Annotated in this window: 20 protein-coding genes; 10 read left to right on the top strand and 10 right to left on the bottom strand. The window is 49.6% G+C overall.

Translation table 11 applies throughout. The annotated features are described in order from the left end of the window. Positions 1 to 16 precede the first annotated feature (16 nt). A complete protein-coding gene (gene purL, locus LZ463_RS21615; RefSeq protein WP_241458441.1) occupies positions 17 to 4,012 on the top strand; it encodes a phosphoribosylformylglycinamidine synthase in 3,996 nt (1,331 codons plus the stop codon). Positions 4,013 to 4,208: 196 nt separating this feature from the next. After that, positions 4,209 to 4,949, top strand: coding sequence for a substrate-binding periplasmic protein (locus LZ463_RS21620; RefSeq protein ID WP_277624135.1), 741 nt, complete (start codon positions 4,209 to 4,211; stop codon positions 4,947 to 4,949). 73 nt (positions 4,950 to 5,022) lie between these two features. Here the strand turns inward: LZ463_RS21620 and LZ463_RS21625 are convergent, their stop codons facing one another. The 8 genes from LZ463_RS21625 to LZ463_RS21660 form a co-directional block, all read right to left on the bottom strand. After that, entirely contained in the window at positions 5,023 to 5,799 is a 777-nt protein-coding gene (locus LZ463_RS21625; protein ID WP_241458359.1) for a peptidylprolyl isomerase, read from the bottom strand. A 50-nt stretch (positions 5,800 to 5,849) separates the two neighbouring features. Further along, a complete protein-coding gene (locus tag LZ463_RS21630) occupies positions 5,850 to 6,122 on the bottom strand; it encodes a BolA family protein (protein WP_241458361.1) in 273 nt (90 codons plus the stop codon). Next, on the bottom strand, positions 6,119 to 6,742 hold the full coding sequence (locus LZ463_RS21635) for a septation protein A (protein WP_241458363.1): 624 nt from the start codon (positions 6,740 to 6,742) through the stop codon (positions 6,119 to 6,121). Before LZ463_RS21635 ends, LZ463_RS21630 begins: the two co-directional genes overlap by 4 nt. 10 nt (positions 6,743 to 6,752) lie before the next feature. Continuing rightward, positions 6,753 to 7,148, bottom strand: coding sequence for a peptide-methionine (R)-S-oxide reductase MsrB (gene msrB / locus LZ463_RS21640; protein WP_277624136.1), 396 nt, complete (start codon positions 7,146 to 7,148; stop codon positions 6,753 to 6,755). Positions 7,149 to 7,174: 26 nt separating this feature from the next. Next, positions 7,175 to 8,659 carry a protein adenylyltransferase SelO gene (locus LZ463_RS21645; protein ID WP_241458365.1) on the bottom strand — a complete coding sequence of 495 codons (1,485 nt, stop codon included), beginning with the start codon at positions 8,657 to 8,659 and terminating at the stop codon, positions 7,175 to 7,177. A gap of 150 nt (positions 8,660 to 8,809) precedes the next feature. Continuing rightward, entirely contained in the window at positions 8,810 to 10,660 is a 1,851-nt protein-coding gene (locus LZ463_RS21650; RefSeq protein WP_241458366.1) for a chemotaxis protein CheA, read from the bottom strand. After that, entirely contained in the window at positions 10,660 to 11,418 is a 759-nt protein-coding gene (locus LZ463_RS21655) for a protein phosphatase CheZ (protein ID WP_241458367.1), read from the bottom strand. The genes LZ463_RS21650 and LZ463_RS21655 overlap by 1 nt, the downstream gene beginning before the upstream one ends. Before the next feature lie 255 nt (positions 11,419 to 11,673). Then, the gene (locus LZ463_RS21660) at positions 11,674 to 12,156 is read right to left on the bottom strand and encodes a putative toxin-antitoxin system toxin component, PIN family (RefSeq protein ID WP_277624137.1); all 483 of its coding nucleotides are present in this window, start codon (positions 12,154 to 12,156) and stop codon (positions 11,674 to 11,676) included. A 22-nt stretch (positions 12,157 to 12,178) separates the two neighbouring features. Here LZ463_RS21660 and yaaA point away from each other — a divergent pair, with 22 nt between their 5' ends. Further along, the gene (gene yaaA, locus LZ463_RS21665; protein ID WP_241458368.1) at positions 12,179 to 12,967 is read left to right on the top strand and encodes a peroxide stress protein YaaA; all 789 of its coding nucleotides are present in this window, start codon (positions 12,179 to 12,181) and stop codon (positions 12,965 to 12,967) included. Positions 12,968 to 13,050: 83 nt separating this feature from the next. Here the strand turns inward: yaaA and LZ463_RS21670 are convergent, their stop codons facing one another. Beyond that, the gene (locus LZ463_RS21670) at positions 13,051 to 13,854 is read right to left on the bottom strand and encodes an outer membrane protein assembly factor BamD (protein WP_241458369.1); all 804 of its coding nucleotides are present in this window, start codon (positions 13,852 to 13,854) and stop codon (positions 13,051 to 13,053) included. 43 nt (positions 13,855 to 13,897) lie between these two features. Here LZ463_RS21670 and LZ463_RS21675 point away from each other — a divergent pair, with 43 nt between their 5' ends. Together LZ463_RS21675 and pgeF are read left to right on the top strand one after the other, a co-directional pair. Continuing rightward, on the top strand, positions 13,898 to 14,947 hold the full coding sequence (locus LZ463_RS21675; RefSeq protein ID WP_277624138.1) for an RluA family pseudouridine synthase: 1,050 nt from the start codon (positions 13,898 to 13,900) through the stop codon (positions 14,945 to 14,947). A gap of 2 nt (positions 14,948 to 14,949) precedes the next feature. Then, positions 14,950 to 15,756: a peptidoglycan editing factor PgeF gene (gene pgeF / locus LZ463_RS21680; protein WP_241458371.1), complete on the top strand. Its 807-nt coding sequence runs from the start codon at positions 14,950 to 14,952 to the stop codon at positions 15,754 to 15,756. Here the strand turns inward: pgeF and LZ463_RS21685 are convergent. Then, positions 15,753 to 16,004 carry a hypothetical protein gene (locus LZ463_RS21685; protein WP_241458372.1) on the bottom strand — a complete coding sequence of 84 codons (252 nt, stop codon included), beginning with the start codon at positions 16,002 to 16,004 and terminating at the stop codon, positions 15,753 to 15,755. The genes pgeF and LZ463_RS21685 overlap by 4 nt on opposite strands. A 118-nt stretch (positions 16,005 to 16,122) precedes the next feature. Here LZ463_RS21685 and phaC point away from each other — a divergent pair, with 118 nt between their 5' ends. The 5 genes from phaC to LZ463_RS21710 all read left to right on the top strand — a co-directional run bounded on the left by phaC (position 16,123) and on the right by LZ463_RS21710 (position 21,497). Beyond that, a complete protein-coding gene (phaC, locus tag LZ463_RS21690) occupies positions 16,123 to 17,841 on the top strand; it encodes a class I poly(R)-hydroxyalkanoic acid synthase (RefSeq protein ID WP_241458373.1) in 1,719 nt (572 codons plus the stop codon). Positions 17,842 to 17,884: 43 nt separating this feature from the next. Next, positions 17,885 to 18,625 (top strand): 3-ketoacyl-ACP reductase, encoded by a 741-nt coding sequence (locus LZ463_RS21695; RefSeq protein WP_241458374.1) that lies wholly within the window; start codon positions 17,885 to 17,887, stop codon positions 18,623 to 18,625. 303 nt (positions 18,626 to 18,928) lie between these two features. Beyond that, on the top strand, positions 18,929 to 19,486 hold the full coding sequence (phaR, locus tag LZ463_RS21700) for a polyhydroxyalkanoate synthesis repressor PhaR (RefSeq protein ID WP_241458375.1): 558 nt from the start codon (positions 18,929 to 18,931) through the stop codon (positions 19,484 to 19,486). 134 nt (positions 19,487 to 19,620) lie between these two features. Beyond that, a complete protein-coding gene (gene rimO / locus LZ463_RS21705; RefSeq protein ID WP_241458376.1) occupies positions 19,621 to 21,003 on the top strand; it encodes a 30S ribosomal protein S12 methylthiotransferase RimO in 1,383 nt (460 codons plus the stop codon). Further along, a complete protein-coding gene (locus LZ463_RS21710; RefSeq protein WP_241458377.1) occupies positions 21,003 to 21,497 on the top strand; it encodes a hypothetical protein in 495 nt (164 codons plus the stop codon). Before rimO ends, LZ463_RS21710 begins: the two co-directional genes overlap by 1 nt. The last annotated feature ends 6 nt before the right edge of the window (positions 21,498 to 21,503 follow it).

Below are 21,503 nucleotides of genomic sequence, written 5' to 3' on the forward strand. Positions count from 1 at the left end.
AACTACCTCACTCACCATGTTGATATTGCCAGGCTCTAACGCCCTGTCTGCCTTTCGTACCTCCGGTCTTCTTTCACGCTTGCAATCGGTTGATGCCACTATAGTTGGTGTCAGTGGTCGCTTCGTTCATTTCGTTGATAGTGCATCTGAACTGTCCAAAGAAGAGGAGGATAAACTCAATGCCTTGCTGGTTTATGGCGATGCCTTTACAGCCAGCAGTGAAGGCGACACTTTTGTCGTCATCCCGCGCTTTGGCACGATTTCACCCTGGGCGAGCAAGGCTACGGACATTGCCCATAACTGTGGTATGCAACATATACATCGCATAGAGCGCGGCATTATTTACTCGGTTCAGGTCAAGTCTGGTTTGTTGGGTGGGGTTAAAAAACTGGCTGAAGCCAGCCGCCCTCTGGTGGCTGGCCTCTTGCATGACCGGATGACGGAAATGGTGCTCGATGATGCAAAGCAGGCAAAAGCCTTGTTCACGGAGCTGGTGGCGAAAGACCTGGAGTTTGTCGACATACTGGAAGGCGGCAAAGCGGCACTGTTGAAGGCAAATACCGAGCTGGGTCTGGCCCTGTCTGATGATGAAATCGATTATCTGGTTGCAGCCTTCACCAATGCAAAACGCAACCCTACTGACGTTGAATTGATGATGTTTGCCCAGGCAAATAGCGAGCATTGCCGCCACAAGATCTTTAACGCTGACTGGAATATCGACGGCGTGAAACAGGATAAATCCCTGTTCCAGATGATCAAGAACACTCATCAGTTGCAACCCAAGGGCACTATCGTTGCCTATAGTGACAATTCATCGATCATGGAAGGTGCGGTCGTTACTCGCTTTTATCCCGGCCAGGACCAGGTCTACCGGTCTGATATTGAGTTGACGCATACTCTGATGAAGGTGGAAACGCATAATCATCCGACTGCCATTTCACCTTTCCCTGGTGCCTCTACCGGCGCTGGTGGCGAAATTCGTGATGAAGGTGCCACAGGTCGTGGTGCCAAGCCCAAGGCAGGTCTGACGGGTTTTACCGTGTCCAATCTGATGTTACCCGGTACGTTACAGGCTTGGGAAAATTCTGCTGATACCGTGCAGAGACAAGAAAAAAAAGCCGCAGTTTATGGTAAACCTGACCGTATCGCCTCACCCTTGCAAATCATGATAGAGGGGCCAATTGGCGGTGCTGCCTTTAACAATGAATTTGGTCGCCCCAATCTTGGTGGCTATTTCCGCACGTTCGAGCAAAATGTTGCCGGCAATGTGTATGGCTATCATAAACCCATCATGATAGCCGGCGGCATAGGCAATATCTCTGACAAGCACACGAAAAAGAATGATTTGCCAGTTGGTAGTTTGTTGATACAACTCGGTGGCCCCGGCATGCGCATAGGCATGGGTGGCAGTGCTGCTTCATCAATGGCGACCGGTACGAATACGGCAGACCTGGATTTTGATTCCGTGCAGCGTGGCAATCCGGAAATGGAGCGCAGGGCGCAGGAAGTCATCAATTCGTGCTGGCAGATGGGTAACGACAATCCTATTTTGTCCATTCATGACGTTGGTGCAGGTGGTTTGTCGAATGCTTTCCCTGAAATCACCAATGATGCCAAGCGTGGTGCCTTGTTTGATTTGCGTAAAGTGCCGCTGGAAGAGAGCGGCATGGCGCCCAAGGAAATCTGGAGTAACGAGTCGCAAGAGCGCTATGTGCTCGGCATTGCGCCAGAGAGCCTGGAGATATTCCGTAGCTTCTGCGAGCGTGAACGCTGCCCGTTTGCGGTAGTCGGTACGGCGACAGAAGAGCGTCAATTGCGACTCATCGATCCGCAAAATAACACATCACCGGTTGATATGCCCATGGATGTCTTGCTTGGCAAACCACCCAAGATGCACAGGGATGTTGTCCATGTTGAGCAGGATTTTCCGGCGATTGATTTGACGGGCATCGATTTGCAAGAAGCTGCTCAGCGCGTTCTGAGTTTGCCTACCGTAGCTGATAAATCCTTTCTCATTACCATTGGCGATCGCACAGTTGGTGCAACATCGGTACGTGACCAGATGGTCGGCCCCTGGCAGGTACCGGTTGCTGATTGTGCAGTGACAACAATGAGCCTGGAAGGCTATCTGGGTGAAGCCATGTCCATGGGCGAGCGCACACCGCTGGCTATCGTGAATGCTGCGGCATCTGGCCGTATGGCGGTCGGTGAGGCCATCACCAATATCGCTGCTGCACCAATCGCAGACATAACGGATATCAAGTTGTCGGCGAACTGGATGGCTGCTTGTGGTCAGCCTGGTCAGGATGCCGCACTGTTCGATACGGTCAAGACCGTGGGGATGGAGTTGTGCCCGGCTCTGGGTATCAGCATTCCTGTGGGCAAGGACTCCCTGTCCATGCGTACTACCTGGAATGATGAGGGGCAAAGCAAGGCAGTTACTTCGCCGGTGTCGCTGATTATTTCTGCATTCTCGCCTGTGTACGATGTGCGTAAGTCTCTGACTCCGCAAATTCGCCTGGACCAGGGTGATACCAGCCTGATCCTGATTGACCTGGGGCGTGGCAAGAACCGTCTCGGCGCATCCTGCTTTGCGCAAGTGATGCAGCAACTGGGCAATGAGGTGCCGGATGTTGATAGCCCGGAAGACTTGAAAGCTTTCTTTGCAGCGATACAGCAATTGAATCGCGAAGCTAAATTACTGGCCTATCATGATCGTTCTGATGGCGGTTTGTTCGCCACTTTGTGTGAAATGGCTTTTGCCGGTCGTGCGGGCTTGTCCGTGAACCTTGATATTCTGACTCTGGACAGCGAGCATGCAGCTGACCAGGGCGATGCCAAGAACTGGGCCATTCAGGTTGGGGAGCGTCGCAACGACATGACTTTACGTGCCTTGTTCAGTGAAGAACTTGGTGCTGTCATTCAGGTGCGTACGGCGCAGCGCTCGGAAGTCATGGACGTTTTGCGCAGCTTTAACCTGGGTGCTTGCAGCCATATCATCGGTAAGGTGAATCAGGGTGACAGCATAGAATTCATGCGTGACGCCAAGCAAATCTATGCACAGCCCAGAACTGCCCTGCATCAGTTGTGGAGCAAGACCAGCTGGCAAATTGCGCGCCTGCGTGACAACCCGGCTTGTGCTGATGCGGAATATGCACGCATTGCTGATGCGGCAGATCCAGGTATGCAACCCAAGCTTAGTTTTGATCCGCAACAGGACGTCGCTGCACCGTTCATTGCGAGCGGCGTGCGTCCCAAGGTTGCCATCCTGCGTGAGCAGGGTGTCAATTCGCATATAGAAACCGCTTATGTCATGCACAAGTCCGGTTTTGAAGCAGTGGATGTGCACATGAGTGACCTGATTGCCGGTCGTGCAAAACTGACCGACTTCAAGGGGTTGATCGCTGTTGGCGGCTTCTCTTATGGCGACGTACTGGGTGCGGGCGAGGGCTGGGCAAAAACCATATTGTTCAATGCCATGATGTCTGATCAGTTCTCGCAATTCTTCCATCGCGGTGATACCTTTGGACTGGGTATCTGTAATGGTTGCCAGATGATGAGTAACTTGAAATCCATCATCCCTGGTGCGCAGGCCTGGCCCAAATTCACCAGGAATAAATCCGAGCAATTCGAGGGGCGTTTTGCCATGGTAGAGGTGGCTGAGTCTGCCTCCATCTTTTTTCAGGGCATGGCTGGCACGCAAACACCTATCGCTATTGCCCATGGTGAAGGCTTTGCTGACTTCTCAACGACCGGTGATATCGCCAGAGCACAGGTGGCCATGCGCTTCATCAATAATGCAGGCCAGGCGACAGAAGCCTACCCATACAATCCGAATGGTTCGCCGCAGGGCATTACTTCCGTTACCAATGAAGACGGACGCTTTACGGTATTGATGCCGCACGCTGAGCGAGTATTCCGTACAGTACTGCAATCCTGGCATCCGGACGGCTGGGGTGAGGATTCGCCATGGATGCGTATGTTCCGTAATGCACGTGTCTGGGTAGGTTGATCCTGTTATTTGCATGGTGATATCGCCATTGTGGAAGTATGTCACCGTGCAGGTAAGGAGTTGTGAATCAGGCTTTGTTCGCTTGATAAGGTCAGGTTCGAAATCTGAACATGATTTGCAATCTAAGGTGGAATTAATCTTTCCACCGGCAAAGCTTTCCATATAATGAATTGCTTGGGAACCCATACTTTGTCCGATGCCTCGTTTTGCCTTCATCTTGCTGCTTCTCGCATTGCCCGTTGCCAGTGCTTCGGAAAGAGTGCGTGCCTGCGGGGGAGACAGCAACTGGCCACCCATGTCTTACGTGAAGACGAGTGGTGCGGCAGTGGAGGGTTTGTCCGCTGATATTCTGAGGAATATTTTTACCGAACCCAAGATAGAATTAAGGCCGTGGGCACGCTGTCTGTTTGAGGTGCAGGCCAGAGAAGGGTTTGACATAGTCATGTCGGTGTTCAAGACACCGGAGCGGGAAAAACTGTTTCTGTTTTCCCGCAGCTACCATAGCCTGACTCCTTCCTATTTATACGCTACGGCACGTTTCCCGACACCGCCGCTACAAAATCTTGGTGACCTGGAAAAATTCAAGATTTGTTCCCTGCATGGCTCATCCACCTTTTACACCAAACTTCCAGCCGGTGCGATAGAGAGCGGGGCAACAAATTACACCAGTCTGTTACGCAAAATTGACAGGGGACATTGTGACATTGTGGTTGACATGCAGGAGGTATTGCGTGGTTTCGCACGTTTGAGTCTGCTCCCTTTTGATATGAATACCTATCGCATCCTCAATCTGCCGCAGACCGAGAAGTATCCGCTGCATTTTGGTGTGAGCAAAGAACACCCAAGGGCGCAGCAAATTATTGATCAGGTGGATAAGGGGCTGGCTGAATTGCAGCGCAATGGAAAACTGAACAGCATTATCAACAAATATCAATAAATGACATTAGTGGCTGGCAATAAAAAAGAGGTGCACTGCACCTCTTTTCTTGGGGGGAACTGAAAACTCAGTCTTACTGAATTTTGGCTTTCTTGATCAAAGTTTGTTGATAAGCCTGTACGCGTTGTTGTTGCAAGCCTTCGACAAACTGTTGTTTCACTTCTTCGACTGTAGGGAACTTCGCTGTACGGATATCATCAAGCTTGATGATATGGTAGCCAGCTTGTGATTTTACAGGTGTTTCTGTAAATTGGCCTTTTTGCAGGGCGGTGACAGCCTGGGCAAAAGTCGGGTCCCAATTGTTAGGTGTGGACCAGTCCAGATCGCCACCTTTGCTTGCGGAGCCCGCGTCTTTGGACTGTTTGGCCAACTCTTCAAATTTGGCGCCGGCTTTCAGTTTGGAAATAACTGCTTTCGCATCATCTTCTTTTTCCAGCAGGATGTGGTACAGATGGTACTCTTTATCGCCAGCCTGGGTTTTCAGTTTGTCGTATTCGGCTTGTACTTCTGCGTCAGTGACTGGGTTCTTTTTCAGATGTTCTATCATCAAGGCGCGTACCAGAATGGATTGGCGGCTTGCTTCGATAGCCTGTTTCACTTCAGCATTGCTTGCCAGTCCGGATTTTTCTGCTTCTTGTATCAATACTTCGCGATTGATCAATTCCTGCTTCAGCATCAGGCGCAATTGAGGGCTGTCTTGTTGCTGGCCTTGGGCAGTTACTTGTTTGACAAGTGCTTCAAGGCGACTGGAAGGGATTGCTTTGCCATTAACTTTGGCGAGATCTTGAGCCATTGCAGGCAGGGCAGTTGCAAGAAGTACAACCAGCAAATGAGCAGGTTTAAAAGTCATTGTCTGTTCCTAAATAACAAAATAAATAAAACGGATTATAGATAAACTGCTTAGGTCGGTATCTCTGACGGACTTAATGCCACGATATTGAGGGCATGAATTTCCGTTTGCATCATATCGCCAACGGCATCATACACTAGTCGATGGCGAGAAATACGGTTTAAACCCTCAAATTGCTGACAAACTATTCTTACACTGTAATGACCGGCACCGCCAGCAGCCCCTGCATGACCGCGATGGGATTCTGAATCATCATGCAATTGACAGTCAATTGGCCGCAAGGTTTCAGTCAATTTTTCTAATATTCGTTCGTAGCGTGTCATTGCGCAGGTTCTTCCATGTATTTTGCCAGGAACAGGCTCTGTATAATGACAAATGCCGGCATGATCGCGACTACAGCGATCAATTTGAAATTAGCCCAGGTATCCGTGGAGAAATTGTATGCCACATACAGATTGATGATGCCCATGGCCAGGAAATAAATCATCCATGCATAGCTGAGGCGTGTCCAGACTGGTGCCGGCAGCTTGATTTGCGAACCCATGGCGGCCTGGATCAGGTTGGTCCTGAAAACAAATTGAGCCAGTGCAAAAGCGCCACAATAACACCAGTACAAGACAGTTGGCTTCCATTTGATGAAGGCTTCACTCTGGAAGTACAGGGTGGCTCCACCAAAGACCATGATAATGATGAAAGAAATCCATAGCATGGCATCGACTTTTTTGCGACTGACCAACAAATAACCTATCTGCAAGATGGATGCCACCAACGTGACTGCTGTCGCCAGCAAGATGGGCGCCAGCTCGGCAGTGGTGGCACCGCCAGAAACTATGCCTGACAGGTAGTCAGATACCAGTGATTGCGCAGTCGTGACGTTCCTCTCACCCCATTTGAAGGTGATAAAAAACAGCAAGACCGGGAACATGTCAAAAAGAAATTTCATTTACAGCAACTTATGGTGTGGGTTCGAATTTTAAGGATGCCGAATTGATGCAATAACGTAGCCTGGTCGGTGGCGGGCCATCAGGAAATACGTGGCCCAGATGGGCGTCGCAGATATTACACAATATCTCAGTCCGCGTCATGCCATGAGATGTATCAATCTTCTCACGTACATTGGCCGGATTCAGCACGCGAAAATAGCTTGGCCAACCACATCCTGAGTCAAATTTGGCATCAGATGCAAAAAGTGGCGTATTGCAGCAGGTGCATGTATAAATGCCGGTTTCATGGTGATCCCAGAATTTCCCGGTAAAGGCCCGTTCTGTGTCCGCATGTCTGGTGACCTGGTATTCGATAGGGCTTAATTGTGCCCTCCATTCTGCGTCGGTTTTAACTATCTTGCTCATGATTTCCTCTATTCTTTCATTGTTGGTCAGGATGAGCAGCTGACTTCCAGGTGTCTGGCCCAATCGGGGGGCAGGTCTGCATATTGCTCATACTCATCTTGTTCATCAAAGGGTTTTTCCAGAATCTGGAGTAATTTCCTTACTTCAGAAAAATCCTTCTTCTGCGCCTTTTCTATCGCTACTTGCGCCAGATAATTTCTCAAGACATATTTGGGGTTGACTGCCATCATGCCAGTCTGACGTAAATGATCATCACTTTGTTCAAAGTTCAGTCTTTCTCTATATGCCTGTAGCCAGCTATCAAGACCATCTCTGTCTATAAATAAATCCCTTAGCAGCTCATCATTGGTCGTTTTTTGCAGGGAGAGCTTACTTAAATTCCTAAAACTCAGTGTGAAATCAGCATGATTACTTTGTAACAAAGTGAAAAAGCCGGCAATCAAATCAAGGTCATTTTCATGTTCCGTGTGCAGGCCGAGTTTTTGACGCATGAGATCTGTCCATTTCTGGCGATATATGGCTGGATATTGTGCCAGAGCTGCATTGGTATCATCCACGCTGCCTATCAGAGGGGATAGTGCCTGCGCCAGAGCCTGACAATTCCAGTTGCCAATCGCCGGTTGCATGCGGTAAGAGTACCGTCCCTGTTGATCAGTATGATTGCAGATGTGCTTTTCATCAAAGGCTTCCATGAAGCCAAATGGCCCATAGTCGAGAGTAAGACCTGATATTGACATGTTGTCTGTGTTCATGACGCCATGCATGAAGCCGACAGATTGCCATTGCGCCATCAGCTCTGCCGTGCGCCTGGTGACTTCGGAGAGCAGTGCCTGATATTTGTTGTGATGTGCCTGCAATTCAGGGTAGGAGTGCTCAATCACATAATCAGCGAGCTGGCGCAGGTCATCCATTCTGTCGTTGTAATACCAATGCTCAAATGAACCAAAGCGTACAAAGTTCGGGGCAATGCGTGTCACTACTGCACTGGTTTCCGGTATCTCACGAAAAACCATCTGGTCTGATCCTATGACGCAAAGTGCGCGTGAAGTCGGTATGTTCAGGCTAGCCATAGCCTCGGAGCACAGGAATTCGCGTATGGACGAGCGCAGCACGGCGCGGCCGTCGCCCATGCGGGAATAGGGAGTCATGCCTGCGCCTTTTAATTGAATTTCCAGATGCTTGCCGGCATGAGTGACGCCGCCAAGCAATAATGCCCGGCCATCGCCAAGTTGGCCTGCCCATACACCAAACTGATGCCCCGAGTAAACTGCAGCAAGTGGTGTGCTGCCATGCATCGTTTGATTGCCGGAAAAGCATGCCAAAAACTCTGGGGTGTCCAGACTGGCACTGTCGAGGTTAAGAGTGGCGGCAACAGCAGGGCTGGCAGCAACCAGGTAAGGAGCGCTGACAGGACTTGCCTGCACATGGGTATAAAAATGTGGTGGCAATCCGGCGAACCTGTTTTCGAGATTCAGTTTATCCAGTGTCAGTGGGGGATTTGCAGAAATCATGAGATGCCGTTTGGCTCTGAAAAGAATAAACGCATTTTGACAGATTTGCCCAAAATGCGTTTGTCCAGAGATGATGCCTGTGGCCCGTGTAAAGCTTTTTGCTTCTGACCGGCAGGTGTAGTAAATCAGTTTGTGAAATCAGACTATGACTTATGCCGTGATGCGCTCCCTGGTTTTGCATCCATCAATCAGGAAAGACAGGCTGATCACGAGCACCAGTTCGCCTTCGGCGGAGCGTGCAGTGCCCGTAATGCCCGGCGTGCTGATGCAGGTCAAAGGTTTGATGACCAGGTCGGCTGTGCCATCGACGGAGTCGACTGATAATATGTACGGGCTGGGGGCAGCAATCACGATGCCTACGCGCTCCGATACTGGTGTGTATCCCAGAATTTTACCCAAAGACTTGACCGGTAACGGCCTGCCCAGATCGCGTAAAACTGGTTGACCACCGACACTTTCAAAAGTCTCTGGCAGTTCTACTACGCGTTGTACAGTAGCCATGGGCAGGGCAAGCGAGGCACCATCGGTGCGAACCAGCATGGTCGGTACGATGGACAGTTCGATCGGCAAACGGATGAGGAAAGTAGTGCCGGTACCTAATTGCGAAGCGATGCGGATGGCACCGCGATGGCGCTCAACTGCAGTCTTGACCACATCCATACCGACACCACGTCCTGATACGCTTGATGCGACTTCCTTGGTGGAAAAACCAGGCAGGAAAACCAGCTGGAATGCCTCGTCATCGGTGCGTGCATCATGGATGCTGATCAGCCCCTTGGAGACCGCTTTATCGCGCAGGCGCTGAGCGTCCATGCCTTTGCCATCGTCGGTAACTTCTATCATGACGCTGCTGGCTTCTTGCCAAGCTTTTAGTGAGATGGTTGCGCGTGGCGATTTGTTGGCATTGATGCGTTCTTCCGCCGTTTCCAGTCCGTGATCGAGTGCGTTGCGCAACATGTGTACCAGTGGGTCATACAGGCTGTCTACCACGACGCGATCAACTTCAGTTTCTGCGCCGGCAATATTGAGGTCAACCTCTTTGCCCAGGTCGCGAGCGAGTTCCCTGACCAGGCGAGGGAACTTCTGGAACAGGCGGCCGACTGGTTGCATGCGTGTTGCCAGGGTGGCGCGCTGCAATTCAGTCGAATAACGCGATGCACGTGTCAGGGTTTCTGTCAGGGCTGACATCAATGGTGCAGCCTGGCCATCAAATTTGAATTGAGATAATTTTTCTAGCAGTACGGCAGCCTGATTGGCTGCTTGCACTGATTCGCCAGCAACCTCAAGCAAGACATTGAGTTTAACAGCGTCTATCCGTATGCTTTCTTCTTTGGCTGGTGCGTTTTGCTTGACTTCACCACCAGACAGAGAGGATTTGACTGCTTCGTTTTCTTCTTTGTGTGATGGCGTATGTGTTTCTGCTTGTTCCTCATCAACAGTTGCAGCTTCCGCTTCTGGCAGGGTGCCGGCTGGTGTCACGGCGCGGAAATAACCTTCCCAGTCGATTTCTCCAGGCTTGGCTTCGGTCTTGCTGGGCGAGGCTGCTGCTGCGGTTTTTTCTACTGGGGCAGGTGCTTCATCTTTTTTTGCCTTGGGAGCAGCCTTTTTGCTGCCGCCCTTCATTTCTATGGCATCCGTCAGCATTTTCTCAAGTGACTTGGGCATTGTCGACAGCTTGTCCGGCTCGGTGCCATTATTGAGTGCTGTCAACTGATCTGCCACGAAACCACTGGCTTCCAGCGCTGCCTCTATGGCTTCTGGCGTGACCGGGACCTGACCTGTACGCAGGGCGTCGAAAAGATTCTCAGTCAGGTGGCAGGCTGAAACCATGGCACTCAAATTCATGAAGCCTGCACCACCCTTGATGGTGTGAAAAGACCTGAATACGGCATTGAGTGTATTCATGTCACCCGGATTGCGCTCGAGGGAGAGAAGATGTTCTTCTACATTGGTCGCCAGGTCGAGCGCCTCGACGACGAATTCTTTGAGCATGTCATCCATTAGAAACCCAGACTATCAAGTAGATTATCTACATCGTCCTGTTCCAGTGCTGCGTTCGGGACGGAAGGACCTTCCATCAATTCCACTGCTTTTTCCTTGAGATCACTAGGCGCATTGTCCAGCAGTATCTGGGCAAGCTCATGTTCTACGCGCTTGTTGATGGCAACGACTTTTTTGATCAACTGTCCTGTCAAGTCCTGGAAATCCTGTGCCATCATGATGTCAAGCAGGCGTGCTTTTTCTGCGTCTGTGGCGGTCAGTACGGAATTGGCAAAGGTCTTGGAGTCGTTGGCCAGGATCTTGAATTCATCAATGCTGAGTTTGCCTTCAAATAGATCCGTCCATCTGGCGTCCATGGACTTGGCTTTTTTTGCCAGTTCATCCTGTTCAGGCATGCCCAGATCAGTTGCATTCAAGACTTTGTTTGCGGCCTGTTCCGTGAGTGTGGCGACATATTCCAGTCGGCCCTGGGCATCTGCAATCTGCTCAGCAACATCCGACAGTGAACGGTCATAGCCCAGTTCCCGCATGGAGTCGTGCAGCATTCTGACAAGCCCGCCCAGGCGATCAAACATTGGCTTAGTCGCATCAGCATCATCATTATTGAAATTGAATTTTGCGGGATGTGAATCTTGTGGCGGCGCAGTTTCCGTCGCTGGCGTCGGGGCTGGGGAAGAAGGGGACTCTACATTTGTTTCAAGGCGCTGATTGGCCATTTCTTCAAATAATGCGTCCAGATCATCTGCTGAATCGGTCATAGTCCTTTATTCTCCATAATCGCATTGATTATTGTGCAAAGCTTCACAAATATCATGGTGTGTCAGCGAGAGTATGCAGAAATTTCTGAGGGCTGCTGCCATTCAGATGTTAAGTTTCCGCATGGACTCCGGTAATTTTCGCAACTTAAACTTGTTCAATCCGGATGCAAATTTCACCTATGAACAAGACTGTTTTTCGCTCTCATTCATAGTAGCAGGACATTACCGAAGAATAACCCAGAGTAATAAAATTTGTCATTCTTTTGTTTGTCGCGATGCAGTTTTGTCACATTCTTTTACGTAAGTTCGCAAAAATTGTTCTGGTGTCTCTATTCTGAACATGCCTGCATGTTTCATTTTTCGGGCGAGTTTCAACAAGGCTTTGTCCTTGGTGATCAAAACTTCAGCTTGGGTATCCCTGGCAATTTCGAGGAATTTCTGATCGTCCTTGTCACTACATACTGGTAATTTATAGCTGAAAGGCGAAGCGGAGGTGATGCAACTGATATGGGCGTCGAATACTGCCGTGACTGCCGCACTCCCTGCATGCCTGGAAGACAGGTGGGGGTAGTCAAGTACAGCTATCCATTCATCCCTGCAATCCTGGCGGGTGACGGCACTCAAATGACCGCTCTGGAGATCGTCAAGTAAAACAGCCCATCTTGGGTCTTTGAAGACAAACAGGTCCAGGCAGACATTGGTGTCAAGAACGAGGCGCTTAGGTATGATGTCGGTCATTTTCGTCTTTTAAATTGAATTTATGCTTATTGTATTATCTCCTGCCAAGAGCCTTGACTTTGAGACCCCGGTCAAGCGTAGAACGTTGACTGCTCCACATTTTCTGGAGGAGGCAGAGGAGCTGGCTCGTATAGCAAGAGGCTACAGTCCTGATCAGCTTGGACAACTGATGAATATTTCACCGGCGCTGGCGCAACTCAATGCACAACGCTTTGCTGATTGGGAAAAAAATGCGTCTCCCCAAAATGTCAGGCAAGCCGTATTCGCCTTTAATGGTGATGTCTACGAGGGCCTGAATGTCAAAAACCTGAACACCTCTGAATTGAAATACCTGCAGGATCACGTAAGGATATTGTCTGGTTTGTATGGTTTGCTGCGCCCTATGGATGCCTTGCAACCCTATCGTCTGGAAATGGGAACATCGCTGGATAACCCTTACGGCAGGAATCTGTATGCTTTCTGGGGTGAGAAGGTCAGTTTGCTCATAAACGATGTCATTAAGCAACAAAACAGGCCACAAAAGTCCAGGGTGCTTGTCAATCTGGCTTCTGATGAATACTTCAAGGTTGTCAAGCCTTCGCTATTGCATGTGCCGGTGATTCACCCTGTGTTTCAGGATTGGAAAAATGGTCAATATAAAATCATTTCTTTCTATGCCAAACGTGCGCGCGGCCTGATGGCCAGGTTCAGCGCACAAAATGCGATTCGTCGCCCTGATGATCTAAAGGCATTTGCAGAAGAGGGGTATCATTATTGCCAGGAAGAGTCCACCGGCAGTAATTGGTTTTTTCGCCGCAAAATCGAGGATTAAGCAAACAATATGCTTTGTTCAGTCACAGCAAGAGGTAAAACTTTTGCTGTGACCGACTGCTTGATCTGACTTATTGCCAAGACCTACCAGAACTTCCACCAGGCATCACGAGAGCGTGCTTTGCCAGACAGGTAATCACTTTTTGGGAAATTCTGCATGAAGACGCGATTGGCGTCATCACGCAGATCCACCATGCCCATGGCGTCATAAGAGCGAATCAGGATGAACATTGCTTCTTCAATCGCTGGCGCGTCGGGATATTCCTTGATCGCTGACTGCGAGCGGTTGGCAGCCGCCAGATAAGCGCCGCGACGCAGGTAGTAGCGTGCCACGTGTACGTCATACTGGGCCAGGGCATTGACCAGATACTTCATGCGCAAGATCGCATCTGGCGTATACTTGCTGTCCGGGAATTGCGTCGCCAGCTGTTTGAAGGCGTCAAATGAGTCACGTGACGCTTTCGGATCGCGTTCAGTGATGTCCTGGTTGGCGAGGAAGTTGAACAAGCCTACCTGGTCATTGAAGTTGATCACGCCGCGCAGGTAGTACATATAGTCTACATGACTATGATTGGGGTGCAGTTTGATGAAGCGTTCAACAGCGGCCAGTGCTTGCGCCTGGTCACCTTGTTTGTAGTAGGCATAGGCGGTTTCCATCTGTGCCTGCTGCGCATACGTACCAAAAGGGAAGCGTGATTCAAGTTTTTCAAAGTATTGAATTGCCTTTTCATAGCTACCGCTAGACATTTCGTCTTTTGCTTCAGCGTATAATTTTGATGCTGACCAGGTTCTGGTCTCATCGCCTTTTTCGCCAAACACCCCGCAGCCGCTTAGACTTACGGACGCGGCTACAGCCAGAACCAGCAATTTCAAAGATTTAATGTGCATAAATTTGTGCGTGAGCATGAAAACAATTTACGGATTATAGCCGATGGCAAAAAATGTGAAACAAACTACTACGGTGATTTTGTCAGATTCTGACCTCGATACCGATTTTGAAGAACTCGGGGGCCTCAATGATGTCGCCGAAGCGGATGAAGATTTTTCGCCCTCTGTTGACAAGATAGAATTAAAACTCACTCCGGACGTCTGTGGTGAGCGTTTGGACAAGACCTTGTCCAAACTGGTTCCGCAATATTCAAGAAGTCGTCTTCAGCAGTGGATTGAGGCTGGCTTTGTCAGCGTCGATGGCAAGCCTGGTCGTGGCAAAATGACCATGCTTGGTGATGAAAAGATTGTCATCGAACCACAGGCTGCCCCGGACGAAGGTGCTTATTCTCCGGAAGATATCGCCCTGGATGTGGTATTTGAGGATGATCATATTCTTGTTATTAATAAGCCTGCCGGTATGGTGGTGCATCCGGCCGCAGGCAACTGGTCGGGCACCTTATTGAATGGATTGCTGTATCACTGGCCGACTTTGCTCGGTGTGCCACGTGCCGGTATCGTACATAGACTTGATAAAGATACGTCCGGTTTGATGGTGGTTGCTAAAACGCTGATTGCCCACACCGAACTGGTACGTCAATTGCAGGAGCGAACTGTCAAGCGTGAATACAATGCCTTGGTATGGGGAACGCCCAACCTGTCGGGCACGGTCGATGCGCCGATGGCGAGGCACCCGCGTGATCGTATCAAAATGGCTGTTTCGCAAAGTATGCTGGCCAAACCGGCTGTGACACACTTTCAGCGCGTTGCCACCGGCATGCTGGAAAAATTCCCTGTCAGCCTGGTTGCCTGTCAACTGGAAACCGGGCGTACTCACCAGATTCGCGTTCATATGCTGTCTCTTGGTTTTCCCCTGGTTGGTGATCCTCTCTATGGCAAACAGCATTTGGCCCGTTTCTTCAATCGTCAGGCCTTGCAAGCCAGGAGGCTGGGTTTGATCCATCCGGCTTCTGGTGAGCACGTTGAATGGGAAGTGCCGTTGGCCGAAGATTTCACAGAATTACTGAAGCAGGCCGGCATTCAGGCAGACTGAACATGGCTATGCCCGGATTGATGGATAAGCTGCCTTTCCCCGTTATTGTGCCTGACTGGTCAGAGGTGCCGGCAAAAGTGAAGGCTTTCACCACGACACGCGAAGGCGGCTTTAGTCTGGGGCCTTTTGCTGCTCTGGACAGTTCCGGCGGACTGAATCTGGGTGACCACGTAGGTGATGATCCACAAGCAGTGCAAAAAAACAGAGATAAATTAAATCTTACTTTGCCGGCAGATGTCATATTCTTATCACAAGTGCATGGCAATATGGTGCTGGATGCTGCGAATTTGCAGCCTGGCAGTCAGGCAGATGCAGTTCTGACCAATCAGGCGGCAACAGTTTGCGCCGTGCTGACTGCGGATTGTTTGCCTGTTTTATTTACTGACATGGCCGGCTCTGTAGTCGCAGCAGCACATGCAGGTTGGCGTGGATTGGCCGGTGGCGCGCTGGAAAACACCGTTGCGGCAATGCGTGCCAGAGGTGCCGGCGAGCTTGTCGCTTGGCTGGGACCGGCAATTGGTTCGTCGCAATTTGAAGTTGGTCGCGATGTATTTGATGCTTTTGCTGCAAAAATACCGAATCTGCATGCTTATTTCCGTATAAAAGGAAATGAGGGGGGCGTCGAAAAATATTTAGCTGATATTTACGGCCTGGCAAGAAACTTGCTAAATGATATTGGTGTTACCAGGATATATGGCGGCGACCATTGCACAGTAAGTGAAACTGCAGAATTTTATTCTTACCGCCGGGACAAAGTATGCGGGAGGATGGCAAGCCTGATCTGGATAGACGGCGGTCCACAAGGTTAGAGCGGTTCTTTAGGGGTTTCCGGTTGAGCAGGGATGCTGGAAATGACCTCTGTATCAGTTAGTTTTTGCAGTGCAGCTTGTTTTTCCTGTCGTGCACGCTTGCGCTGGGGTGTGCGCATCAGGTATAAAACTATTGTTAAAGGAAAAACGCAATACAGCAGAAAAGTCACGATGCCGGCAATGATGGAATGCTCGGTAATCGACATCATGAATACAACATAGATCCAGGCGATTGCAACTATATACATACGAAACCTTATTGTTGAAATTTGTGATGCACTTGCAAAAATAATTGACAAGGGTCTTCAATTAAAAATGGAAGCTTAAAATTATTTCAAAACGATACGCGAAAATAAGGAGGCACGCATGAAGACTTTCGATCCTCAAGCTATGTACTCCGAGTGGATGTCACAGCTAGTGAATCAAGATAAATGGCAGGAGTGGATGAAACCTGCCGCAGCAATCAATCCCATGCCGGCAGGGGATATGCTCAAGGAATTGGGCGCGCAGATTGACCCGGCTACCATGACTCGCCTGCAAAGTGAGTACATGCAGGAATTCGGGCGATTGTGGCAAGATTTTTCTCTATCCAAAATTCCTGAACTCAAGGACCGGCGTTTTTCTGCACCGGACTGGCATAATCATGCAATGCACTCTTATAGTGCAGCCTCTTACCTGTTGAATGCCCGTTTTTTGATGGCCATGGCAGAGTCCGTACAGGCGCCAGCAAAGACAAAACAAAAAATCGGTTTTGCAGTGCAGCAAATGATTGATGCGATGTCACCTGCCAATTTTCTGGTGACCAATCCCGAAGCGCAAAGCAAGCTGATTGAAAGCAAGGGGGAAAGCCTGGCAAAAGGCATCACCCAGATGCTGGCTGACATGCAAAAAGGCAGAATTTCGCAGACCGATGAATCGGCATTTGAAGTCGGTAAAAATGTTGCGACCTCGGCTGGTATGGTGGTTTTTGAAAACCATTTGTTTCAATTGATACAGTACACGCCAACAACCAAGACGGTGCACCAGCGACCGTTACTGATGGTGCCGCCATGTATCAACAAGTTTTATATCCTTGACTTGCAGCCTGAAAATTCCGTTGTTCATTATGCGGTGGAGCAGGGGCATACAGTTTTCCTGGTGTCATGGGCTAATCCTGATGAAAGTATGGCTGAAATAAGCTGGGATAACTACATTGAGGACGGTGCAATCCGCGCCATCAAGGTGGTCCAGAAAATCAGCAAACAAGAAAAAATCAATACATTCGGTTTTTGCGTAGGAGGTACCATTATTTCGACTGCGCTGGCCGTGTTGGCGGCGCGCGGTGAGCATCCGGCCAGCAGCCTGACCTTGCTGACGACCCTGCTTGACTTTAGCCAGACCGGTGTACTTGATGTATTTGTCGATGAAATGCAGGTCAAGATGCGCGAGCAGACCATCGGTCGCAGAGGCTTGCTGCCTGGACGTGACCTGGCCAGTACTTTCTCCAGTCTGCGTGCAAATGATCTGGTATGGAATTATGTGCAATCCAACTACCTTAAAGGTGAGGCGCCGCCGCCGTTCGATCTCTTGTACTGGAATGCGGATAGCACCAATTTGCCTGGCCCGATGTTTTGCTGGTATTTGCGTAATACCTACCTGGAAAATAAGCTCAAAGAACCTGGTTCCCTGACTGTCGCCGGTAGTAAGGTTGATTTGGGAAAGATTGATGCGCCGTGCTTCATCTATGGTTCGCGCGAGGATCATATTGTTCCCTGGCCTGCAGCTTTTGCTTCCACCACCTTGCTTAATCCTCGCCATAAGGGCAGGAACCGGTTTGTTCTGGGAGCCTCTGGTCATATCGCCGGTGTGGTGAATCCACCGGCGAAAAAGAAAAGAAGCTTCTGGATCAATGATGGGACTGCTGCTGATAGTGATTCCTGGTTTGCCGGGGCAACCGAACATCCGGGTAGCTGGTGGCCAGAGTGGTCGGCCTTTTTGAGTGAACACGGTGGCAAGATGGTGAAGGCACCCGCCAAGCCAGGGAATACAGAATTCCCTGAAATAGAAGCTGCGCCTGGGCGTTATGTGAAGGTAAGGGCAGATTGAAGGTTTGTTGTTAAGTAATAAAATTTCAATTAGGAGAACAAGTATGTCAAAACGTGTTGCTTATGTTACTGGTGGTATGGGTGGTATCGGGACTCCAATTTGCAGACGTTTGTGCAAAGACGGCTATACAGTTGTTGCCGGCTGTGGTCCTAATTCTGCGCGCAAGGATAAATGGCTGGCAGATATGCGTGCAGAAGGCCTGGATATCCATGCTTCAGAGGGTAATGTTTCAGATTGGGATTCAACCAAGGCAGCTTTTGACAAGGTCAAGGCAGAGATCGGTGAAATTGACGTACTGGTCAATAATGCAGGTATCACCCGTGATGGTCAGTTCCGTAAAATGAACAAGGCGGATTGGGATGCCGTGATGGATACTAACCTGAATTCCCTGTTCAATGTCACCAAGCAAGTCATTGATGGTATGGTAGATCGCGGCTGGGGTCGTATCATCAATATTTCTTCCGTTAATGGTCAAAAAGGCCAGTTTGGGCAGACAAACTATTCGACGGCAAAGGCAGGCATCCACGGCTTCTCCATGGCTCTCGCCCAGGAAGTGGCAACCAAGGGTGTGACAGTCAATACTGTATCCCCAGGTTATGTTGGTACTGATATGGTGAAAGCCATACGTCCTGATGTGCTTGAAAAGATCGTTGCCGGCATTCCCGTCAAGCGCCTGGCTGAACCTGAAGAGATTGCCTCTATCGTTGCCTGGATTGCATCTGATGAAGGCGGTTATGCAACCGGTTCAGATTTTTCCATCAACGGCGGCCTGCACATGGGGTAATCACCGCGACAGCTCAGGAATAGCCAGGAATTAGAATAAATTTTTTAAATTGGCTTTTTAGCCTCCCTGATTGCTGTCTTTCTTCTGCAGTGCGGTAAAATATGCCCATCAGAGTCGCAAGATTTCGATGGGCATGTCTTTTGCGGGCTGCAAAAAAAACTGCAATAAAAAAAGGGGACAAACATTTTTTTGTATTCCGTTTGTTGCGGAAGAAATAATTATGTTTGCGTGAATAGTCTGTGCTACCTTGCGGGTATACATCTTGCAAGTGGCAGGATATTGATGTGTTTAATTGAGATTTCAATGAATAGCGCAAAAAAAACAACACAGCATCTGATCAAAAAATATCCAAACCGTCGTTTGTATGACACACAGACCAGCAGTTACATTACCTTGGTAGATGTAAAGCAGTTTGTGCTTGAGAACGATGATTTTGCCGTTGTCGATGCAAAAACAGGCGAAGACTTGACGCGCAGCATTTTGTTGCAAATCATTCTGGAAGAAGAGGCGGGTGGTACACCGATGTTTTCCAGCGTCGTCTTGTCGCAGATCATTCGATACTATGGCCATGCCATGCAGGGCATGATGGGTAACTACCTGGAAAAAAACGTTCAGGCTTTTATTGATATCCAGAACAAACTGGCCGAGAATTCCAAAGGTATCTACGAGGGCAAACCTTTCAGCCCGGAAATGTGGACACAGTTCATGAACGTCCAGGGGCCGATGATGCAGGGTATGATGGGCAACTACATAGAGCAGAGTAAGAATCTGTTTGTGCAAATGCAGGAGCAAATGCAGAGCCAGGCCAAGAATATGTTCAATGTCTTCCCGTTCAATCCGGAAGATGTGAACAAAAAGTAAAGGCTGTTGTGCCATGAATTTGCTTAAGCCCCTGATTTTTCAGGAGTAATGGTATTCTGGCGGCAAGCAGGCATGACAAAAAGGGTACAATAGCGGATTCGCTTTTGTACCCTTTTTGCTATTTAAGTACTGTTATGTCTATCACTGAAATCCGTCGTCAAGAATATGCCAACTCACCCAAGGTAGGTTTCGTCAGTCTCGGCTGCCCGAAAGCACTCGTCGATTCCGAGCAAATCCTTACCCAGTTGCGTGCAGAAGGTTACGACACTGCCAAATCCTATGACGGCGCTGACCTGGTCATTGTCAATACCTGCGGCTTCATTGATGCTGCGGTACAGGAGTCGCTCGACGCCATTGGCGAAGCATTGGCTGAAAATGGCAAGGTGATCGTAACAGGCTGTCTAGGTGCCAAGAAGGATGCTGACGGCAAAGACATGATTCAATCCGTTCATCCCAAAGTACTGGAAGTAACAGGCCCGCATGCTGTTGGTGAAGTGATGGCGGCAGTGCACAAGCATCTGCCCAAGCCGCATGAACCATTTGTTGACCTGGTGCCGGCACAAGGCGTGAAGCTGACGCCCAAGCATTTTGCCTATCTGAAGATTTCTGAAGGTTGCAATCATCGTTGCAGCTTCTGCATTATTCCTTCCATGCGTGGTGACCTGGTTTCGCGCCCGATTGCCGATGTCATGCTGGAGGCAGAGAACCTGTTCAAGGCCGGTGTCAAGGAATTGCTGGTGATTTCACAGGATACCAGCGCTTACGGCGTTGATATCAAGTTCCGCATGGGTTTCTGGAACGGCAAGCCGGTCAAGACGCATATGACGCAACTGGTAGAAGCGCTGGGTGAGCTGGCCAAACAATACGATGCCTGGGTGCGTCTGCACTATGTTTACCCTTATCCACACGTTGACCAGATTATTCCTTTTATGAACAATGGTCATGTCCTGCCTTACCTGGACGTGCCTTTGCAGCATGCCCACCCTGATGTCTTGAAGCGCATGAAGCGCCCGGCCAGTGGCGAGAAAAATATAGAGCGCATCAAGGCCTGGCGTGAAATGTGCCCCGAGATTACGATACGTTCGACCTTCATTGCCGGCTTCCCTGGTGAGACGGAAGAAGAGTTTGAATACCTGCTGGATTTCCTGAAAGAAGCGGAAATCGATCGCCTGGGCTGTTTTGCTTACTCACCGGTAGAGGGCGCCACTGCTAATGAGATAGACAATCAGTTGCCCGATGAAGTACGTGAAGACCGTCGCCGTCGCGTCATGGAATTGCAAGAAGGCATTTCCAAAAAACGCCTGCAAGCCAAGATAGGCAAAACCATGCGTGTATTGATCGATTCCCTTGATCGCAGCGGCGGTGTCGGTCGTAGTTCTGCTGATGCGCCAGAGATTGATGGAGTGGTCTATGTCAAGCCACCGTTTGAGCCACATCGCAAGTTGAAGGTTGGTGAGTTTGTTGATGTGACGATTACGGCAGCAGATGCGCATGACCTGTGGGGCGAGGCAATTTGATGAGGTTTGTCGGATTGGCTTTATTTTCAAGCTTATTGTTGTGCAGCTTTAGCCTGCAGGCTGCGGATGAGGTGGCGCAGACTGTGAAAGCCGTGGAAAAAAACTCTGTGGTTGCCACAAAGTTTGCTCCCATGTCGAACCCGTTTTTCGCCCGGCCTATAGAATTACGAGGCAAGCTTGGTGATGACAAGGTGGTCATGCACTTGCAACCCAAGACTGAAGACATGGACAGTGTGGAAGGTTCTTATCAGCTTCCCGGGAGCAAGCGTAATAAGGGCAACAAAATCTTGCTGGCTGGTGAAGTGGGTGGCAATAAACTCAGCATGGAAGAGTCAGAAGATGGTGTTGATGTCTCAGGCCAATGGGACGGTGAATTGAGTGGCAAGACCATACGCGGTGTCTGGCAATCCGACGATGGCAAGCTCACCAAGGATTTTGTGCTGGAACTGCTTGAAAAGAAGTCGGCTCAGAAGCACTCCAAGCAGATAAAGTAGTGAACT

The organism is Undibacterium paludis (genome assembly GCF_022568815.1).
Lineage (GTDB): Bacteria > Pseudomonadota > Gammaproteobacteria > Burkholderiales > Burkholderiaceae_D > Undibacterium.

What these genes read in the sequence shown, in the direction of transcription:
- LZ463_RS21695 (WP_241458374.1), top strand. Translation starts at nt 17,885, where the DNA reads ATGTCAAAACGTGTTGCTTATGTTACTGGTGGTATGGGTGGTATCGGG.
- LZ463_RS21620 (WP_277624135.1), top strand. Translation starts at nt 4,209, where the DNA reads ATGCCTCGTTTTGCCTTCATCTTGCTGCTTCTCGCATTGCCCGTTGCC.
- LZ463_RS21685 (WP_241458372.1), bottom strand. Translation starts at nt 16,004, where the DNA reads ATGTATATAGTTGCAATCGCCTGGATCTATGTTGTATTCATGATGTCG.
- LZ463_RS21660 (WP_277624137.1), bottom strand. Translation starts at nt 12,156, where the DNA reads ATGACCGACATCATACCTAAGCGCCTCGTTCTTGACACCAATGTCTGC.
- LZ463_RS21625 (WP_241458359.1), bottom strand. Translation starts at nt 5,799, where the DNA reads ATGACTTTTAAACCTGCTCATTTGCTGGTTGTACTTCTTGCAACTGCC.
- LZ463_RS21650 (WP_241458366.1), bottom strand. Translation starts at nt 10,660, where the DNA reads ATGGATGACATGCTCAAAGAATTCGTCGTCGAGGCGCTCGACCTGGCG.
- msrB (WP_277624136.1), bottom strand. Translation starts at nt 7,148, where the DNA reads ATGAGCAAGATAGTTAAAACCGACGCAGAATGGAGGGCACAATTAAGC.
- LZ463_RS21655 (WP_241458367.1), bottom strand. Translation starts at nt 11,418, where the DNA reads ATGACCGATTCAGCAGATGATCTGGACGCATTATTTGAAGAAATGGCC.
- pgeF (WP_241458371.1), top strand. Translation starts at nt 14,950, where the DNA reads ATGGCTATGCCCGGATTGATGGATAAGCTGCCTTTCCCCGTTATTGTG.
- LZ463_RS21645 (WP_241458365.1), bottom strand. Translation starts at nt 8,659, where the DNA reads ATGATTTCTGCAAATCCCCCACTGACACTGGATAAACTGAATCTCGAA.
- LZ463_RS21635 (WP_241458363.1), bottom strand. Translation starts at nt 6,742, where the DNA reads ATGAAATTTCTTTTTGACATGTTCCCGGTCTTGCTGTTTTTTATCACC.
- phaR (WP_241458375.1), top strand. Translation starts at nt 18,929, where the DNA reads ATGAATAGCGCAAAAAAAACAACACAGCATCTGATCAAAAAATATCCA.
- yaaA (WP_241458368.1), top strand. Translation starts at nt 12,179, where the DNA reads ATGCTTATTGTATTATCTCCTGCCAAGAGCCTTGACTTTGAGACCCCG.
- phaC (WP_241458373.1), top strand. Translation starts at nt 16,123, where the DNA reads ATGAAGACTTTCGATCCTCAAGCTATGTACTCCGAGTGGATGTCACAG.
- LZ463_RS21670 (WP_241458369.1), bottom strand. Translation starts at nt 13,854, where the DNA reads ATGCACATTAAATCTTTGAAATTGCTGGTTCTGGCTGTAGCCGCGTCC.
- LZ463_RS21710 (WP_241458377.1), top strand. Translation starts at nt 21,003, where the DNA reads ATGAGGTTTGTCGGATTGGCTTTATTTTCAAGCTTATTGTTGTGCAGC.
- purL (WP_241458441.1), top strand. Translation starts at nt 17, where the DNA reads ATGTTGATATTGCCAGGCTCTAACGCCCTGTCTGCCTTTCGTACCTCC.
- rimO (WP_241458376.1), top strand. Translation starts at nt 19,621, where the DNA reads ATGTCTATCACTGAAATCCGTCGTCAAGAATATGCCAACTCACCCAAG.
- LZ463_RS21675 (WP_277624138.1), top strand. Translation starts at nt 13,898, where the DNA reads ATGGCAAAAAATGTGAAACAAACTACTACGGTGATTTTGTCAGATTCT.
- LZ463_RS21630 (WP_241458361.1), bottom strand. Translation starts at nt 6,122, where the DNA reads ATGACACGCTACGAACGAATATTAGAAAAATTGACTGAAACCTTGCGG.